The organism is Mesorhizobium sp. CA5 (assembly GCF_020165105.1).
Classification (GTDB): domain Bacteria; phylum Pseudomonadota; class Alphaproteobacteria; order Rhizobiales; family Rhizobiaceae; genus Mesorhizobium.
Genome location: NZ_JAIUHJ010000007.1, coordinates 15,126 through 33,327 on the forward strand (window position 1 = coordinate 15,126; position 18,202 = coordinate 33,327).

The window sequence follows — 18,202 nt, forward strand, 5'->3', positions numbered from 1 at the left end:
GCTTATTCCGCCGCCTGCTTGAAGCCGCTCTTGGCCAGCGCCGAGCATTCGGCCATCACGGCCGACGCCCGCGCGATCGGGTTGGTGAGATAAAAATCCTTCACCGGCGAGGTGAAGGTGCCCTTGTTAAGCCGGCCGCCGAGCTTCGCCACCTTGGCGATGTCGTCGCCGCTGCCCGCCTGCACCTGGTCGATGCGGGCGAGATGCGGGAATTCGCCATAGAGCTTGGCACGCAGCTGCGCCAGCGAATCGAAGGGCAGCTTCTTGCCGAGCACGTCGGAGAGCGCCCGCAGGATCGCCCAGTCCTCGCGCGCCTCGCCAGGGGCGAAGCCGGCGCGGTTGGTCTGCTGCACGCGGCCTTCCGTGTTGACATAGGTGCCCGACTTCTCGGTGTAGGCCGCGGCCGGCAGGATGACATTGGCGCGGTGCGCGCCGGCATCGCCATGCGTGCCGATATAGACAACGAAGGCGCCGCCGGTCTTGGCCATGTCAATCTCGTCGGCGCCGAGCAGGAAGAGCACATCGGTGTCGCCCAGCATGCCGGCGACGTTCTTGCCGCCCTCGCCCGGCACGAAACCGACATCGAGGCCGCCGACTCTTGCCGCTGCGTTGTGCAGCACCGCAAAGCCGTTCCACTCGGCTGTGACCGCGTTGACGGCGGCCGCGAGCCTGGCTGCCTGGCCGAGCACCGCCGCGCCGTCGGTGCGCGCCAGCGCGCCCTGGCCCACGATGATCAGCGGATGCGTGGCCTTGCTCAGCACCTCGAAGAACTTGCCGTTGCCGTCGGCAAGGTCCTTGAGCGATTCCGGGCCGGCGCCGATCAGCTCATAGTCGTAGCGTGTATCGCCGATCTCGCCGATGACGCCGACCGGCAGATTGCCGACGCGCCAGCGCTTGCGGATGCGGGCATTGAGCACCGAGGCCTCGAAGCGCGGATTGGCGCCGATGATCAGCACCGCATCGGCCTGCTCGATGCCTTCGATGGTCGGGTTGAAGATATAGCTGGCACGGCCGAGCGACGGGTCGAGCGCTGCTCCATCCTGGCGGCAGTCGATGTTCTTCGAGCCGAGCGCGGCCATCAGCAGCTTGAGCGCGTAGATTTCCTCGACCGCGGCGAGATCGCCGGCGATGGCGCCGATCCGCTCGGGCGCGGTCTTTGCAACCTCGTCCTTGATCGCCGCGAAGGCTTCCGCCCAGCTTGCCGAAACGAGCCTGCCATTCTTGCGCACGTAAGGGCGGTCTAGGCGCTGCGTGCGCAGGCCGTCCCAGATGAAGCGGGTCTTGTCGGAGATCCACTCCTCGTTCACCGCCTCGTTGACGCGCGGCAGGATGCGCATCACCTCGCGACCGCGGCTGTCGACGCGGATCGCCGAGCCGACTGCGTCCATGACGTCGATCGATTCCGTCTTGGTCAGTTCCCACGGCCGCGCCTGGAAGGCGAACGGCTTCGAGGTCAGTGCGCCGACCGGGCACAGATCGATGACGTTGCCCTGCAGCTCCGACGTCATCGCCTGTTCGAGATAGGTGGTGATCTCGGCATCCTCGCCGCGGCCGATCAGGCCGAGCTCGGAAATGCCGGCGACCTCGGTGGTGAAGCGGACGCAGCGCGTGCAATGGATGCAGCGGTTCATCACCGTCTTGACCAGCGGGCCGATATACTTGTCCTCGACCGCGCGCTTGTTCTCATGATAGCGCGAGGAATCGACGCCGAAGGCCATTGCCTGGTCCTGCAGGTCGCATTCGCCGCCCTGGTCGCAGATCGGGCAATCGAGCGGATGGTTGATCAACAGGAATTCCATCACGCCTTCGCGGGCCTTCTTGACCATCGGCGTGTTGGTGAAGATTTCCGGCGGCTCGCCATTCGGGCCCGGGCGCAGGTCGCGCACGCCCATGGCGCAGGAGGCCTGCGGCTTGGGCGGACCGCCCTTCACCTCGATAAGGCACATGCGGCAATTGCCAGCGATCGACAGCCGCTCGTGGAAGCAGAAGCGCGGCACTTCCGCGCCGGCGTCCTCGGCCGCCTGCAGCAGCGTGTAATGGTCGGGTACCGTGATCTCTTTCCCGTCGACCTTTAGCTTTGCCATTCGCCTCAAACCTCTGCGGATGTCCCGCAATCTATCCTTCCGGGCGCGACTGAAGCCGCGCCCGGCATTTCAATTCACTTCTTCGCGGCGAGCGCCGCGGCCTGGGCAGTCCAGTTGTCGCGGCCGATACGGCCGGCGAGCGACAGGTAATCTTCCACCCAGGCGATCTCTTCCGAGGTCCAGGCGGCGATCTGGCCATAGGTCCAGATGCCGAGACCGTTGAGCACCTTTTCCAGCTTCGGTCCGACACCCGAAATCGCCTTCAGGTCCGACGGATTCGCCGGCTTGTCGACGGCCTTAGGCTGCCTGAAATCCTCAGGCATCAGCCTCGTTGCGGCCGGTTGGGCGACAATATCGGCCCCGGTCGCGTCGAGCGCTTTCTCGGTCGCGTTCGCCGCTATGTCGGTCACATCCTGGGCGAAGGTCTGAGCCCTGGCGATCAACGTCTCGGTCGCCTTGCGCGCCTTGGAGGCGTTGGCGGCCGCTTCATGCTGCGCCTCGAGATCGTCGAGGAAAGGCTGGAACATGCGCTGCGAAGCCTCCAGCGCGCCGGTGAACGCGCCCATCCACATGCCGACGGCGTGGTTGGCCAGACCGATGCTGAGCGCCGACATCGCGGCGGCGCCCGCGACTGGATGCGCCAGAAGGTTGACGGCGCTGGCCATCTCCTTCGGCATCATCTTGGTCAGGTCCTGGTTCATCTTCTCGAGTTGGTCCAAATCAGGCACGAACGGATAGGGTATCGAATACGGCGCCATAGAGATCTCCTGGTCGTTTCTTCGTATGCCCGCCCCAGTTTTTCAGTCTTCGGGCCAAGCCCGTATTTCGTAGTCTTATTCCGCCGCCACCATCACCGGCTCGACCCGGTGCGCGTTGCGCGAAAACTCGTCGATGCGGCGTTCCACCTCGCCGCGGAAATGCCGCATCAGGCCCTGGATCGGCCAGGCAGCCGCGTCGCCCAGCGCGCAGATTGTGTGGCCCTCGACCTGCTTGGTGACGTCGAGCAGCATGTCGATCTCGCGCTTCTGCGCCTCGCCGCGCACCAGCCGCTCCATCACCCGCCACATCCAGCCGGTGCCTTCGCGGCACGGCGTGCACTGGCCGCAGCTCTCATGCTTGTAGAAGTAGGACAGCCTGGCGATCGCCTTCACGATATCGGTCGACTTGTCCATGACGATGACGGCCGCCGTGCCGAGCCCGGATTTCAGGTCGCGCAGCGCGTCGAAATCCATCGGCGCATCGATGATCTGCTCGGCCGGCACCAGCGGCACCGAAGCGCCGCCCGGAATGACCGCGAGCAGATTGTCCCAGCCGCCGCGGATGCCGCCGCAATGCGTCTCGATCAGCTCGCGGAACGGGATCGACATCGCTTCTTCGAAAGTGCACGGATTGTTGACGTGGCCGGACACGCAGAACAGCTTGGTGCCGGCATTGTTCGGGCGGCCGAAGGACGAGAACCAGGCGGCGCCCCGGCGCAGAATGGTCGGCGCCACCGCGATCGATTCGACGTTGTTGACGGTGGTCGGGCAGCCATAGAGGCCGACATTGGCCGGGAATGGGGGCTTCAGCCGCGGCTGGCCCTTCTTGCCTTCCAGGCTTTCGAGCAGCGCCGTCTCCTCGCCGCAGATATAGGCGCCGGCGCCATGATGCATGTAGATGTCGAAGTCGTAGCCGGATGTGTTGTTCTTGCCGATCAGCTTGGCCGCGTAAGCCTCGTCGATGGCGCGCTGCAGCGCCTCACGCTCGCGGATGAACTCGCCGCGCACATAGATGTAGGCGGCGATCGCGCCCATCGCGAAGCCGGCGACCAGCGCGCCCTCGACCAGCGTGTGCGGATCGTTGCGCAGGATATCGCGGTCCTTGCAGGTGCCGGGCTCGGATTCGTCGGCGTTGATGACCAGATAGCTCGGCCGTCCGTCGCTCTGCTTGGGCATGAACGACCACTTCAACCCGGTCGGGAAGCCGGCGCCGCCGCGCCCGCGCAGACCCGACGCCTTCATTTCGTTGATGATCCAGTCGCGCCCCTTGGCGACGAGGCCTGGCGTATCGTCCCAGATGCCGCGCGACTGCGCGCCGGCCAGCGACTTGTCGAACAGGCCGTAGATGTTGGTGAAGATGCGGTCTTTGTCCTGAAGCATTTGTCGTCCCTCAGACCGGCTTCTTGCCGAAGACGCGGATGTATTCGGCGACGCCGCCCTTGGCGAGCGCCTTGGCCTGCTTCACCCAGTCGTCGCGCTCGATGCGGCCGCGGAAATTGAGATAGCCGTCGACCCATTCGCGCTCAGCCTTCTTCCAGGCGGCGACCTGCGCGAAAGTGTAGATGCCCAGCGAATGGAGGGTGCTTTCGATCTTCGGGCCGACGCCTGAGATCAGCTTGAGATCGTCGACCGTTGCCGGGCGCTCGATGCCGGCCGGCCGGTTCTTGTCATCGAGCGAAGGCTTCGTCGTCTTGGCGACAGGCTGCTTGGTCTCCGGCGCCTTGAAAGCCGTGGCCGGCTCGGCCTTGGTCTTCGGCCCGCTGCGCGGCTTTGAAACCGCCTCGACTTCCGGAGAAGCCTGATTGGCGTTGGCGGCCGAATGGCGCGGCGCCCTGACGCTGGCGCCATTCTCGGTGGCCGGGGCGACCTTGACCGGCGACGGCGTGTTGAGCGCCGGGCTGGTTTCAGCCGCATGAGTCTTCGGCTTGCTGGATTTTGACGGCCCAACCGGGCCGGAGGCGGCCGGAGCCGGCGCCGAACTTGCCGGCGCAGCGGGTGCCGGGGCTGCGGCGGGAGCTGCAGGCGGCGCCGACGCGAGAGCTTCCTTGGCCGCTTTCGCCGCCGCCCTGGCTTCCTTGTCGCGCGTTGACTTCAGGATCGCCTTTTCGCTGGTCAGCGTCGTCAGCCCGGTAGCCGGCTCGGACCCGTGGCGGCCGTTCTGCGGACCAGGCTTCACCTCGGCGCCCTTGCCGGCGTCGTAGAGATCGATGATCTCGGCCAGCCGCTCGGGCGTCAGGTCCTCGAAAGTGTCCTTGAAGATCATGACCATCGGCGCGTTGACGCAGGCGCCGAGGCATTCGACCTCCTCCCACGACAGCGTGCCCTTGTCGTTAGTATGGAACTGGTCGTGATGGATTTTCGAACGGCACACATCCATCAGCGCTTCGGAGCCGCGCAGCATGCAGGGCGTGGTGCCGCAGACCTGGATATGCGCGCGCGTGCCGACCGGATTGAGCTGGTACTGCGTATAAAAAGTCGCGACTTCGAGGCCACGGATGCGCGGCATGCCGAGCATGTCCGAGATCGTCTCGATCGCCGCCTTGGTGACCCAGCCTTCCTGCTCCTGCGCGATCATCAGCAACGGGATGATCGCCGACTGCTCGCGCCCCTTCGGGTATTTGGCGATCCACTGCTGGGCGGCCGCCGCGTTCGCCTCGTTGAAGGCGAAGGTGGCAGGCTGGAGGCTGGCTTCTGCAAGACGGCGGACTGACATTTAGCGATCGACCTCACCAAACACGATGTCGAGGGAGCCAAGCACGGCGGTGACGTCGGCCAGCATGTGGCCGCGGCACAGGAAATCCATGGCTTGCAGATGCGCGAAACCGGGCGCGCGCAGCTTGCAGCGATAGGGCTTGTTGGTGCCGTCGGAGACCAGGTAGACGCCAAATTCGCCCTTCGGTGCCTCGACGGCCGCATAGACCTCGCCGGCCGGCACGCGGTAGCCCTCGGTATAGAGCTTGAAGTGATGGATCAGCGCTTCCATCGAGCGCTTCATCGCGGCGCGCTTCGGCGGCACGACCTTGCCGTCGAGGTTCGACACGGGGCCGGCGCTTTCCTTGCCGAGCAGCAGATCGACGCACTGGCGCATGATCTTCGCCGACTGGCGCATCTCTTCCATGCGCACAAGGTAACGGTCGTAGCAGTCGCCGTTCTTGCCGATCGGGATGTCGAAATCCATCTCGGAATAGCATTCATAGGGCTGCGATTTGCGCAGGTCCCAGGCGGCCCCCGAGCCGCGCACCATCACGCCCGAAAAGCCCCAGGCCCAGGCGTCGGCCAGCGACACCGTGCCGATATCGACATTGCGCTGCTTGAAGATGCGGTTGCCGGTCAAGAGCGCGTCGAGATCGTCGATCGACTTCAGGAACGGGTCGATCCACTTGCCGATGTCCTCGACCAGCTTCTGCGGCAGGTCCTGGTGCACGCCGCCCGGCCGGAAATAGGCCGCATGCATGCGCGAACCGCTAGCGCGCTCATAGAACACCATCAGCTTTTCGCGCTCGACGAAGCCCCACAGCGGCGGCGTCAGCGCACCGACGTCCATGGCCTGCGTCGTCACATTCAAGATGTGCGACATGATACGGCCCATCTCGGAATAGAGCACGCGGATCAATTGGCCGCGCTTCGGCACCTCGATGCCGAGCAGGCGCTCGGCCGCGAGCGCAAAGGCATGCTCCTGGTTCATCGGCGCGCAATAGTCGAGCCGGTCGAGATAAGGCACGGCCTGCAGATAGGTCTTGGCCTCGATCAGCTTCTCGGTGCCGCGATGCAGCAGACCGATATGCGGATCGACGCGGTCGACCACCTCGCCGTCCAGCTCCAGCACCAGGCGCAAAACGCCATGCGCCGCAGGATGCTGCGGGCCGAAGTTGATGTTGAAGTTGCGGACGGAGGTTTCAGCCATCGTGGCGCCTCTGGCGACGAGTCAGTAGTGAGTAGTGAGTAGTGATCATCAATCTCAATGCCTGCTTCATTCCGCCTGCTTGGCCTGCACCGTCCGAATGAGAGATCTCGTCATCTTTCCAATCTCTTCGCATCGCACCAGCAGTTCAATCTCATTGTCTTTTTCTAACAAGCCAACCCGGCATGCCAGGAGTATGTGCGTTTCCAGTTCCTTCAACGAACCCTGCGCCATGCGCAGAAATTGAACGAATGAACCTCTGTTCTCACGACCATACCCCTCAGCGATATTGGCGGCGATAGATGCCGCCGAGCGGCGCATCTGGGAGGTCATTCCATAGATCTCGTCCTTCGGAAAACCTTTGGTGACGCGATAACAATCTTCGGCAAGGACCATCGCCGATTGCCACACCATCAGGTCGCGATAAGATTCGATCCGCTTTTCCAATTCCTTCCCTACTGACTACTCACTACTCACTACTTCCTACTCACTGTTTCGCCTTCTCATCCCCGGGAAGCACGTAATCCGTTCCTTCCCACGGGCTCAAGAAGTCGAAATTTCTGAATTCCTGCTTCAATTCCACCGGCTCGTAGATCACCCGCTTGGCCTCGTCGTCGTAGCGCACCTCGACGAAACCGGTCAGCGGGAAATCCTTGCGCAGCGGATGCCCCTCGAAACCATAGTCGGTGAGAATGCGGCGCAGGTCCGGATGGCCCGAGAACAGCACACCGTAAAGGTCGTAGGTCTCGCGCTCGAACCAGTCGGCACCCGGATAGACGCCGGTCAGCGACGGCACCAGCGTCTCCTCGTCGGCCTGGACCTTGAGCCTGATGCGGACATTCTGCTTCGGCGACAATAGGTGATAGACGACGTCGAAGCGCTTGGCGCGCGACGGGTAGTCCGCTCCGCAGACATCGATGATCGAGATGAACTGGCAGCGCGGATCGTCGCGCAGGAAGGTCGCGACCTCGATCAGGTTGCCCGGTTCAACCGAAACCGTCAGCTCACCATAGGCAAGCACGGCTTCGCCGATGCGGCCGGAGAGCTTCTCGCCGAGATAGGTGGAGAGTTCGTTCAGCGCCAGGGTCATCGGCTCACCGTTCGATCGTGCCGGTGCGGCGGATCTTCTTCTGCAGAAGGAGAATGCCGTAGAGCAGCGCCTCCGCGCTCGGCGGGCAGCCGGGCACATAAATGTCGACCGGCACGACGCGGTCGCAGCCGCGCACCACCGAATAGGAATAGTGGTAGTAGCCGCCGCCATTGGCGCAGGAGCCCATCGAGATGACGTAGCGCGGCTCCGGCATCTGGTCGTAGACCTTGCGCAGCGCCGGCGCCATCTTGTTGGTCAGCGTGCCGGCGACGATCATAATGTCGGACTGGCGCGGCGACGCGCGCGGCGCGACGCCGAAACGCTCCGAGTCATAGCGCGGCATCGAGGTGTGGATCATCTCGACCGCGCAGCAGGCGAGGCCGAAGGTCATGAACATCAGCGAGCCGCTGCGCGCCCAGGTGATCAGCGCCTCGGTCGAGGTGACGAGAAAACCCTTGTCGGCCAGCTCATTGTTAATTTCGAGGAAGAAGGGATCGTCCTCCCCCACCGGCCTGCCGGTGTTGGGGTCGATGATGCCCTTGGGCTTCGGCGCGACGAGGGTGCCTGAACTATCGTTCAATCCCATTCCAGCGCTCCTTTTTTCCATTCATAGGCAAAACCGATGGTCAACACCGCCAGGAACACCATCATCGACCAGAAGCCGAGCATGCCGAGCTTCGAGAAGGACACCGCCCACGGGAACAGGAAGGCGACCTCGAGATCGAAGATGATGAACAGGATCGACACCAGGTAGAAGCGGATGTCGAACTTCATGCGGGCGTCGTCGAACGAGTTGAACCCGCATTCATAGGCGGAAAGCTTTTCCGGGTCGGGATTGCGGTAGGCGACAAGGAACGGAGCAATGATGAGCGCCAGACCGACGATCATCGCCACGGCGATGAACAGCACGATAGGCAGGTACGAACTTAGGAGTGCGCTCATGCGGCGACTTTCCTTCGGCGGGGGCAGTTCATTTTGATTACAGCAACGAACTCTAATGCGGAAGCGTGACAGATTAACCGCTGAACCGTTTTAAGGGGCCCATGCTGCAACGCGGCGAGGGTTAGCGCAGCGGTTTCGGTGACGCAAGTCAAACGTTGTTCAAATCGCGGCTCTGGACGCCTTATCGGAAGAAACTGGTCCGATCCGCTCCTGTTTGATTTCCTTCAGTTTTTACTCCAGTTTTCTCTCCTGACATATCTACCGCTATTTGCCTGCTAGCATGACAGGAATCACCGGCTAAAAATCCAACGGACGATCGGGGCAAGGACACCTGATGAAGGACAAGATTTCGCTGGCCATGGCGAGGCGCGTCGCGCTCGGCGCGCAAGGGTTCAACGACCCTAGGCCCAGTGGTGTTCCGGATCGCCGCCACCTTGCGCGGGTACTTTCGCGAACCGGCCTTCTGCAGATCGATTCCGTGAGCGCGGTGGTGCGCGCGCATTACATGCCGCTCTATTCGCGCCTCGGCCCCTACCCGCTTACGCTGCTCGACAATGCCGCAGTCACCCGCAAGCGCGCCGTGTTCGAATACTGGGCGCATGAGGCGTCGTTCCTGCCCGTCGAGACCTATCCTTTGATGCGCTGGCGCATGCAGCGCGCCGAGCGGGGCGACGAGATGTATCTCGGCCTAGCGAAATGGGGTCGTGAACGCAAGGAAATGATCGACGAGATATATGGAGAAGTCGCCGATCGTGGTCCGATCGCCGCCTCCGATATCGAAGGCCACAAGGGCAATGGCGGCTGGTGGGGCTGGAGCGAGGCCAAGCACGCTTTCGAATGGCTGTTCTGGGCCGGTCGCATCACCACCGCCTACCGCCGCGGCTTCGAACGCTATTACGACTTGCCCGAGCGCGTTTTGCCGCAGGCGGTGCTCGACCTTCCCGTCCCCTCGGTCGAGGACGCGCATCGCGAATTGCTGCGCATTTCCGCCCGCGCCCATGGCATCGCCACCTATGGCGACCTGCGCGACTATTTTCGTCTCGCGCCGGGCGACACGAAGGATCGCATCGAGGAACTGGTCGAAGCCGGCGAATTGCTGCCGGTGAAGGTCGAAGGTTGGGACAAGACCGCCTATCTCCACAAGGACGCCCGTTTCCCGCGCCGGATAGAAGCGCGCGCCCTGCTCGCCCCTTTCGATCCCGTCGTCTTCGAACGCACCAGGACGGAGAAACTCTTCGATTTCCGCTACCGCATCGAGATCTACACGCCGGCCGAGAAACGCCAATATGGCTACTACGTGCTGCCCTTCCTGCTCGGCGATCGGATCGTCGCCCGCGTCGATCTGAAAGCTGACCGCCCGGCCAGCATCTTGCGCGTCCACGCCGCCTACGCCGAGGCCGGCGCCCCGTCCGAAACGGCCGCCCAGCTCTTCAACGAGTTGAAGCAGATGCAGGGCTGGCTCGGCCTGGAGGCGATCGAAGTGACGCCGGCCGGCGACCTCGGACCGGCGCTGGCCGACATCGCGGTGTCGTAGCTGCGCGTTGACAGGGAGAGTGAACAAAAATAGAACATCCCAACTGTGGTTAGGATCGGTTGCGATGGTTTTCAGGCGCTCGATATGTCTGGTCTTGGCCTACCTGACCTTAGCGTCGCCATCATATGCGACAGGTGCTTACCGAGAGGAATGGGTAGAGGTCACGCGTCCAGTCATTTTCTGTGGCGGCCACATTGCACCCGGTATGCAGCCAAAAGAAGTGACGGCGCTTCTTCTGCGGTGGTTGGAGTTTGGAACGATCGACAAGCAGATCGCAGGCGCCTGTGGCTTATTGCCGGTAGGGCAGCGCTATATAATAGTTCATGAGCCGAAGTTCGACGCCAATCGCTTCGTCTTGATGTGGGAACCGGTTTGCCAGCACGGCTGTTCGTTAAGTATGGCGCCCGTGGCCTCACCGCCTCGCAAACTTGTGGGTCCATACCTCAAACCCATAAAGCCGCCAAAAGGCTGGTACTAAGCCAGTCGTTGACTCCAGCCCCCTGAACCCTCTAAATCCTGACCCAGACGGTCTTCTCCCGGCAAAGGGAGGAGCCAAGAGGGAATGCGGTGCGGGCCAACACCCAAATCCGCGGCTGTCCCCGCAACTGTAAGCGACGAGCCTCTGCCGAAAACCACTGGGCTGTTCCCGGGAAGGCGGCATTCAGGGTGACGACCCGCGAGCCAGGAGACCTGCCGTCTGAGACTTTAAATATCCGAATGCCCGGCGGGTTTTCCGGGCAAGGAGCATGGTTTTGGATCGCAACGGCAGTTTCCCGGCAAACAGTGCGGACATTCCGTCCGAGCCCGATGCTTTGGCTGGCGTCACCGTCATCGTCTGCTCATCCTGCCGCGACGAGACCGGGTCGGATGCGCATCCGCGCGCCGGCGCGCTGCTTGCCGAAGACACGCGTCGGGCTGCTTGCGGCGAAAAGATCGACATCCGTACCGTCGAATGCCTCGGCAACTGCAAGCGCCGGCTAAGCGCCGCGCTGCTGCGCGACGGCTGCTGGAGCTACGTCTTCGGCGATCTGAACACGACCAGCGGCGCCGATCTCGTCGCCGGCGCAAAGCTCTTCGCCACCTCGACCGATGGCCTCATCCCCTGGCGCGGCCGGCCCGATTCTCTCAAGCGCGGCCTGGTTGCCCGCATCCCTCCCCTCGACATGCTGAAGGACCGACCATGAACGCATCCGTTTCCCGCGTGCCCTGCACCGTCGTCACCGGCTTTCTTGGCGCCGGCAAGACGACGCTGATCCGCAACCTGCTCGAAAACGCCAAGGGCAAGCGGCTGGCGATCATCGTCAACGAGTTCGGCGATGTCGGCATCGATGGCGAGATCCTGAAGGGCTGCGGCGTCGACACCTGCCCGGAGGAAAACATCGTCGAGCTCGCCAATGGCTGCATCTGCTGCACCGTCGCCGACGATTTCGTGCCGGCGCTCGACCAGATCCTGTCCCGCACGCCGAAGGTCGACCACATCCTGATCGAGACCTCCGGTCTCGCTCTGCCGAAGCCCTTGGTGCAAGCCTTCCAGTGGCCGACCGTGAAGAGCCGCGTCACCGTCGACGGCGTCATCGCCGTGGTCGACGGCCCGGCGCTGGCCGACGGCCGCGTCGCTTCCGACATGGACGCGCTGAAGGCGCAGCGTGCCGCGGACGATTCGCTCGACCATGACGATCCGGTCGAGGAGGTGTTCGAGGACCAGATCGCCTGCGCCGACCTGATCATCCTGTCGAAGAGCGATTTGATGGATGCGGCGGGCTCTGAGCGCGCCAACGCCGTCATCGGCGAGCATGTGGCGCGCGCCGTGAAAGTCGTGCCGACGTCGCAGGGCAAGGTCGATCCCTCGGTGCTGCTCGGCCTCGGTCTCGCCGTCGAGGACGACATCGAGAACCGCAAGACCCATCACGACGACGAGCTCGACCACGAGCACGACGATTTCGATTCCTTCGTCATCGACATCCCGTCGATCGCCAATCCCGACGAGCTGGCCAAGCGCGTCGCCCTTGCCGCAGAGCAGGAAAACGTCTTGCGCGTCAAAGGCTTCGTCGAGGTCGGCGGCAAGCCGATGCGGCTCCTGCTGCAGGCTGTCGGCCCGCGCGTCAATCATTACTACGACCGCGCCTGGACGGCTGAGGACGATCGCCGCTCGCGGCTCGTCGTCATCGGCCTCAAGGGGCTGAACCGTCCGGAGATCGAGCGTATCCTCGCCGGCTGAGGCCAAAAAGCGATGCATATCCTCGCCACCACATCAGCTTCGCTCGACGATCTCGCCGAGCCGATCGACCTCAGGCAGACGCCTGCGGATGTGGTGGCGCTGTCCTTCACCGACAGCGACCTCGCCGGCCTGGCCACCGCCTGGAAGGCGGATGCGGCGCGGCTGCCCTCAATGCGGCTTGCGGCGCTGCGTGACCTTCGCCACCCGATGTCGGTGGACCTGTGGATCGACAGCGTCGCCCGCCACGCCAGGGTCATCCTCGTCCGCATCCTCGGCGGCTATGACTGGTGGCGCTATGGCTGTGACCAGCTCGCCGCAGTGGCGCGCGAACGCGGCATCAAGCTGGCATTGCTGCCCGGCGAAAGCCATGACGAGGACCTGCGGCTGGTCGAAGGCTCGACCCTGCCGCGCGCCGAATTGGACGCCCTGCTCGGCTATTTCCGCGAAGGCGGCCCGGCCAATATGCGCGCGCTGGTGCAAAGGCTGGCAAGGTTGGCGGGGTCGGATGCGGCCGTGGCCGAACCGGTCAGCGTGCCGAAGGCGGGGTATTATGAGCCGGGAGTTTGTGTCGTCGAGAAGCCGAACCTTTTAAAGGCGGAACTCGACTCCTACAATTTCGCCGTCATCCCCATCCTCTTCTACCGCTCGATGCTGCTTGGCGCCGACGTGGCACCGATCGACGCACTCGTTGACGCCCTGTGTTCGCAAGGCCTAGCGCCTGTGCCGATCTTCGTCTCCAGCCTCAAAGACGCGGCATCCCTGGCCTTCGTCGAAACCGCCCTCACCTTCCTGAACCCCTCCGCCATCGTCACCGCCACCGCCTTCGCCTCCGGCGCGGAACCCGGTGCCGAGACCCTCTTCGACCGCGCCGGTGTGCCCGTCTTCCAGATCATCGTGGCCACGACGAGGCGCGAGGTCTGGCAAAAGAACCAGCGCGGCCTGGCTCCTGCCGACCTTGCCATGCATGTGGTGCTGCCCGAGCTCGACGGCCGCATCCTGGCCGGCGCGATCTCGTTCAAGGGCGAGGTCGAGACCGATCCGGCACTCGCCTTCCGCGCCTTCGCCAATCGGCCGGAGGCGGATCGCGTGGCGCAGGTGGCCAAACGGATCGCGGCGTTTATACGCCTGCAGCGGACCGAGCGGGCCAAGCGCAAGCTCGCGATCCTGATCCCTGATTATCCGAGCGCGCCAGGGCGAACCGGTTACGCCGTTGGGCTTGATGTGCCGTCGAGCGTGCTCGCCATGCTGCAGGACCTGAAGGAACAAGGCTACGCGGTTGAAGGGATTCCGCAATCGCCGCGCGCGTTGCTGGATGCGCTGGAGGTAGGTGGGCACGGCCTTACGTTGACGGATTACGTTGCCTTTTTAGCGGAACTGCCGAGGGAAGCGCGAGCTTCAGTTGAGGCGACATGGGGCAAGGCAAAGGGGATAGGTTCGCGCGAGGCACCCCCCTCTGTCCTGCCGGACATCTCCCCCGCAGGGGGGGAGATTGATCTGTCGCCACCGCTTTCGCCAATCGGCAGTGTTGTAGGTGGAGCGCCGGCGCCCGAACTGCCAATCTCCCCCCTAGAGGGGGAGATGTCCGGCAGGACAGAGGGGGGCGCGACAGAACGCCAGCCTTGGCAGCTAGCGGGTGAAACAACCTTCCCCTTCCGCGCCGCGACCTTCGGCAACGTCACCGTGGCGCTGGCCCCCGACCGCGGCCGCTCGGCCGACCGCCGCGCCGACTATCACGACCCGACGCTGCCCCCGCGCCACGAGCTGATCGCCTTCGGCCTGTGGCTGCAAAAATCGCTCGGCGTGCATGCCATCATCCATGTCGGCGCGCATGGCACGCTCGAATGGCTGCCGGGCAAGACGGTGGCCCTCTCCGGAACCTGCTTCCCGGAGATCGTCACCGGATCGCTGCCGGTCATCTATCCATTCATCGTCTCCAATCCGGGCGAGGCGGCGCAGGCCAAGCGCCGCATTTCGGCCGTCACCCTCGGCCATCTGCCGCCGCCGCTGAGCGGCGCCGGCCTAGACGAGGCGCAACAGAAACTCGAGCGGTTGGTCGACGAATACGCGCAGGCCGACGGCCTCGACCGCCGCCGCCGTGACCAACTTGCAAAGCTGATCGTCGAGACCGCGCAGAAGACTGGCCTCGCTTCTGAAGCGGGCGTGGCCAAGGCTGATCAACCCGACGAAGCGCTGCGCCGCATCGACGCGTGGCTTTGCGATCTCAAGGATTTCGCCGTCAAGGATGGGCTGCACGTCTATGGCCGCGCGCAGGAACACGAAACCGATCCGCTGCGCCGGCAAAGCGCGGAAACCGAAAAGGCAGCCCTCCTCGCCGCGCTCGACGGCCGTCACATCAAGGCCGGCCCTGCCGGCGCCCCGGCGCGCGGTCGCTCCGATGTGCTCCCCACCGGCCGCAACCTCTTCACCTCCGATCCGCGCACAATGCCGACGCCAACCGCCTATGACCTCGGCCAGGCGGCGGCGGAGGAAGTGGTGCGCAGCTATATGCAAAGCCATGGCGACTGGCCGCGCTCGCTGGTCATCGACCTCTGGGGTTCCGCCTCGTTGCGCACCGGGGGCGAGGAGATCGCGCAAGGTCTGGCGCTGATGGGCTGCCGGCCGCAATGGGATGCCGCCACCGGCCGCGTCACCGGCATCGAGGTGCTGCCGCCGGCCACGCTCGGCCGCCCGCGCGTCGACGTCACCTGGCGCATCTCCGGCCTGTTCCGCGACATGTTCCCGACCCAGATCGCGCTGATCGACGCCGCCGCCAATGCGGTCGCCAGCCGCGACGAAGATGACGCGGAAAACCCCCTCGCCGCGGCGACCCGCGCGGAAGGCAAGGTCGGACCGCGCATTTTCGGCACCTCACCGGGAACTTATGGCGCCGGCGTCGAGGACTTGCTGTCGCGCGGCGAATGGGGCGCGCGCGAAGAGATCGGCCGCGCTTATCTCGACGCCACCTCGCACGCCTATGGCGGCGCCGATGGCGAAGCGATCTCGGCGCCCGGCGCTTTCGAAGACCGCATCGCCGAAGCCGATCTCCTCGTCCACACCGGCGATGATCCGGGCCGCGACATCCTTGAAGGCTCGGCCGACGTCGCCTTCATCGGCGGCTTTTCGGCCGCCCTTGCCACGCTCGGCCGCAATGCCGACGTGATCGTGCTCGACACGACCGACCCGAAAAAGCCGAAGCCGCGTTCGATCGGCGAAGCGGTATCGCGCGTGGTCCGCGCCCGCGCCGTCAACCCGCGCTTCATCGCCGGCCAGATGCGGCATGGCCCGCGCGGCGCCTCGGAATTCGCCGAGACCGTCGACCGTCTGGTCGGCTTCGCCGAAACCACCCATGCCATTTCGGGCGCGCTGATCGAGGCCGTCCATGACGCCTATGTTGGCGATCCGGACGTGCGCGCCTTCCTGCTGCGCGAGAACCCGGCGGCTGCCAAGGTCATCGCCGAACGGTTCCTCGCCGCGCGTCGGCGCGGCCTCTGGCATCCGCTCAGGAATTCCATCGACGACGATCTCGCGGCCCTGATTGCCGAGGCCCAGGCAAGCGAGGTGGCGGCATGAATGCATTTTCGCGCCGTGGCGCCTGCCCGGCCCTGAGCGCCCCGATGCAGACCGGTGACGGGCTGCTCGTGCGCCTCAATCCGGTCGCAGGAGGACTCGCGCCCAAGTCGCTCATCGGACTCGGTGAATCCGCTTTGCGCCACGGCAACGGCATCATGGAAGTGACCGCGCGCGGCAGCCTGCAGATCCGCGGTTTGACGGCCGAAAGCGCCCGGCTGCTGGCGGACGAAGTAGATGCGCTAGGCATCGCGGTGCGCAGTGGCGTTCCGGTCGAGACCGGACCGCTGGCGGGAATCGATCCAGAAGAGATCGTCGATCCGCGCCCGTTGGCAGAGCGAATCAGCGCGGCGATCGAGGAAGCCGGGCTGACGGCAAGGCTGGGGCCGAAGGTGTCGGTGGTTGTCGACGGCGGCGGACAGCTGACGATGGATGCGGTGACGGGCGATGTGCGGCTGAAGGCGGTGCAGGTTGCGGCGGGCATCTGGTGGAGCGTGTCGATTGCCGGCGACGGGCGGAGCGCGAAGCCGCTCGCGGCGGTCGATGCGGATGCTGGGCGTGACATTACAGTTGCTGCACTCCGGATGGTCTCGGAAAAGGGCCGGGAGGCGCATACCCGCGATTTGTCGGAGCGGCAGTTGGCCTCTCTCGCCAGCTGGCATTCCTTCGCGCCCCCCTCTGTCCTGCCGGACATCTCCCCCTCTAGGGGGGAGATTGGTAGTTCCCGCGCCGGCTCTCCACTTTCAGCGTTGGAGATTGGCGAAAGCCGCGGTGACAAGGCAATCTCCCCCCTTGAGGGGGAGATGTCCGGCAGGACAGAGAGGGGGGTGCAGGAACGCCAGCCCGCGAGAAGTCCCATTGGCCTATTCAATCTAGGCAACAACACCGCCCTAGGCATCGCCCTGCCCTACGGCAGCATGCCGGCGCAAAACCTCATCGGTCTCGCCGCCCAAGCCGCGAACCTCGGCGCCTCCGAAATCCGCCTCGCCCCAGGCCGAGCCCTGCTCTTCCTCGGTCTCTCCGCCCCCTCCACGCTCCAATCCTCCGCCGCCGCGCTCGGCTTTGTCACCGACCCCGCCGATCCGCGCACCCGCATCGCCGCCTGCCCCGGCACGCCGGCCTGCGCGTCCGGCCGCATCGCCACCCGTGCCATCGCCGAAACGATCGCAAAAGAAAGCGCGGACCTCCTTGACACCTCGCTGACCCTGCACGTTTCCGGCTGCGCCAAGGGCTGCGCGCATCCCGGCACCGCTGCGCTCACCCTGGTCGGCGACGAAAACGGAGCCGGACTTGTCGTGGACGGGACGGCAAAGGCCCTTCCTGCCGCGTACAGGCCGGGCTATGACGCCGCGCGCGGGGTCGCCGGCATCCTTGCCGCGATCCGCGACGGAAGACATCAGGGCGAAACCGCCGCCGCCTGCCTGAAAAGATTTGGCGCGGCCGGCATCGCCGAACTCTATCGACGGAACCAGTGAATGGCCGCCTACGACTATATCCATGACGGAACGGCGATCTACGAGCGGTCTTTCGCCATCATCCGCGCCGAGGCGGATCTGTCGCGCTTCTCGGAGGCGGAAGCCGATGTCGCGATTCGAATGATCCATGCCTGCGGCCAGGTCGAAGCCGCCAGCCATTTCGTCTTCTCGAATAATTTCGTTACCGCCGCCCGGACCGCGCTCGCCGCCGGCGCGCCGATCTTCTGCGATGCCGAGATGGTGGCGCACGGCGTCACCCGCGCCCGTCTGCCGGCCGGCAACGAGGTGATATGCACGCTGCGCGACCCGCGCACGCACGACATCGCCAGGCAAATCGGCAACACCCGCTCGGCCGCCGCGATCGACCTCTGGGGCGAGCGCATGGCCGGCTCTGTCGTCGCCATCGGCAACGCGCCGACCGCGCTCTTCTATCTGCTTGAGAAGCTGCGCGACGGCGCGCCGAGGCCGGCCGCGATCATCGGCATGCCCGTGGGCTTCGTGGGTGCTGCCGAATCCAAGGATGCGCTGGCCGAAAATTCCTACGGCGTGCCCTACGCTATCGTGCGCGGCAGGCTGGGCGGCAGCGCCATGACCGCCGCCGCGCTCAATTCGTTGGCGAGGCCTGGCCTGTGA

General features: G+C 64.8%; 15 protein-coding genes and 1 riboswitch. Of the genes, 6 read left to right on the forward strand and 9 right to left on the reverse strand.

What is annotated here, in order from left to right:
- Positions 1–2: 2 nt before the first annotated feature.
- The 9 genes from nuoG to LB529_RS11060 all read right to left on the reverse strand — a co-directional run bounded on the left by nuoG (position 3) and on the right by LB529_RS11060 (position 8,775).
- A complete protein-coding gene (gene nuoG, locus LB529_RS11020; RefSeq protein WP_224545458.1) occupies positions 3–2,084 on the reverse strand; it encodes an NADH-quinone oxidoreductase subunit NuoG in 2,082 nt (693 codons plus the stop codon).
- A 74-nt stretch (positions 2,085–2,158) separates the two neighbouring features.
- Positions 2,159–2,842: an NADH-ubiquinone dehydrogenase gene (locus LB529_RS11025; RefSeq protein WP_224600897.1), complete on the reverse strand. Its 684-nt coding sequence runs from the start codon at positions 2,840–2,842 to the stop codon at positions 2,159–2,161.
- A 75-nt stretch (positions 2,843–2,917) separates the two neighbouring features.
- Positions 2,918–4,222, reverse strand: coding sequence for an NADH-quinone oxidoreductase subunit NuoF (gene nuoF / locus LB529_RS11030; protein WP_095764862.1), 1,305 nt, complete (start codon positions 4,220–4,222; stop codon positions 2,918–2,920).
- Between the two features lie 10 nt (positions 4,223–4,232).
- A complete protein-coding gene (locus LB529_RS11035) occupies positions 4,233–5,555 on the reverse strand; it encodes an NADH-quinone oxidoreductase subunit E (protein ID WP_224711083.1) in 1,323 nt (440 codons plus the stop codon).
- Positions 5,556–6,746: an NADH-quinone oxidoreductase subunit D gene (locus LB529_RS11040; RefSeq protein ID WP_095764860.1), complete on the reverse strand. Its 1,191-nt coding sequence runs from the start codon at positions 6,744–6,746 to the stop codon at positions 5,556–5,558.
- A gap of 66 nt (positions 6,747–6,812) precedes the next feature.
- Positions 6,813–7,190: a four helix bundle protein gene (locus LB529_RS11045; protein ID WP_140839930.1), complete on the reverse strand. Its 378-nt coding sequence runs from the start codon at positions 7,188–7,190 to the stop codon at positions 6,813–6,815.
- Between the two features lie 40 nt (positions 7,191–7,230).
- Positions 7,231–7,833 carry an NADH-quinone oxidoreductase subunit C gene (locus tag LB529_RS11050; RefSeq protein WP_224600895.1) on the reverse strand — a complete coding sequence of 201 codons (603 nt, stop codon included), beginning with the start codon at positions 7,831–7,833 and terminating at the stop codon, positions 7,231–7,233.
- A 4-nt stretch (positions 7,834–7,837) separates the two neighbouring features.
- Positions 7,838–8,419: a NuoB/complex I 20 kDa subunit family protein gene (locus tag LB529_RS11055; protein ID WP_015317338.1), complete on the reverse strand. Its 582-nt coding sequence runs from the start codon at positions 8,417–8,419 to the stop codon at positions 7,838–7,840.
- Complete coding sequence (locus LB529_RS11060; protein WP_042643187.1) at positions 8,410–8,775, reverse strand: NADH-quinone oxidoreductase subunit A; 366 nt, start codon at positions 8,773–8,775, stop codon at positions 8,410–8,412. The genes LB529_RS11055 and LB529_RS11060 overlap by 10 nt, the downstream gene beginning before the upstream one ends.
- Positions 8,776–9,109: 334 nt before the next feature.
- Between LB529_RS11060 and LB529_RS11065 the strand changes: the two genes are divergently transcribed.
- From LB529_RS11065 to LB529_RS11090, 6 genes are all read left to right on the forward strand, one after another.
- Positions 9,110–10,309 carry a winged helix-turn-helix domain-containing protein gene (locus LB529_RS11065; protein WP_224711084.1) on the forward strand — a complete coding sequence of 400 codons (1,200 nt, stop codon included), beginning with the start codon at positions 9,110–9,112 and terminating at the stop codon, positions 10,307–10,309.
- A 509-nt stretch (positions 10,310–10,818) separates the two neighbouring features.
- A riboswitch (cobalamin riboswitch) is annotated at positions 10,819–11,022 on the forward strand.
- Between the two features lie 39 nt (positions 11,023–11,061).
- Entirely contained in the window at positions 11,062–11,493 is a 432-nt protein-coding gene (locus LB529_RS11070; protein ID WP_224522892.1) for a DUF1636 family protein, read from the forward strand.
- The gene (gene cobW / locus LB529_RS11075) at positions 11,490–12,527 is read left to right on the forward strand and encodes a cobalamin biosynthesis protein CobW (RefSeq protein WP_224711085.1); all 1,038 of its coding nucleotides are present in this window, start codon (positions 11,490–11,492) and stop codon (positions 12,525–12,527) included. The genes LB529_RS11070 and cobW overlap by 4 nt, the downstream gene beginning before the upstream one ends.
- A gap of 12 nt (positions 12,528–12,539) precedes the next feature.
- Positions 12,540–16,097: a cobaltochelatase subunit CobN gene (locus LB529_RS11080; protein ID WP_224711086.1), complete on the forward strand. Its 3,558-nt coding sequence runs from the start codon at positions 12,540–12,542 to the stop codon at positions 16,095–16,097.
- Positions 16,094–17,569, forward strand: coding sequence for a precorrin-3B synthase (gene cobG, locus LB529_RS11085; RefSeq protein ID WP_224711087.1), 1,476 nt, complete (start codon positions 16,094–16,096; stop codon positions 17,567–17,569). Before LB529_RS11080 ends, cobG begins: the two co-directional genes overlap by 4 nt.
- Entirely contained in the window at positions 17,570–18,202 is a 633-nt protein-coding gene (locus LB529_RS11090) for a precorrin-8X methylmutase (RefSeq protein WP_224522769.1), read from the forward strand.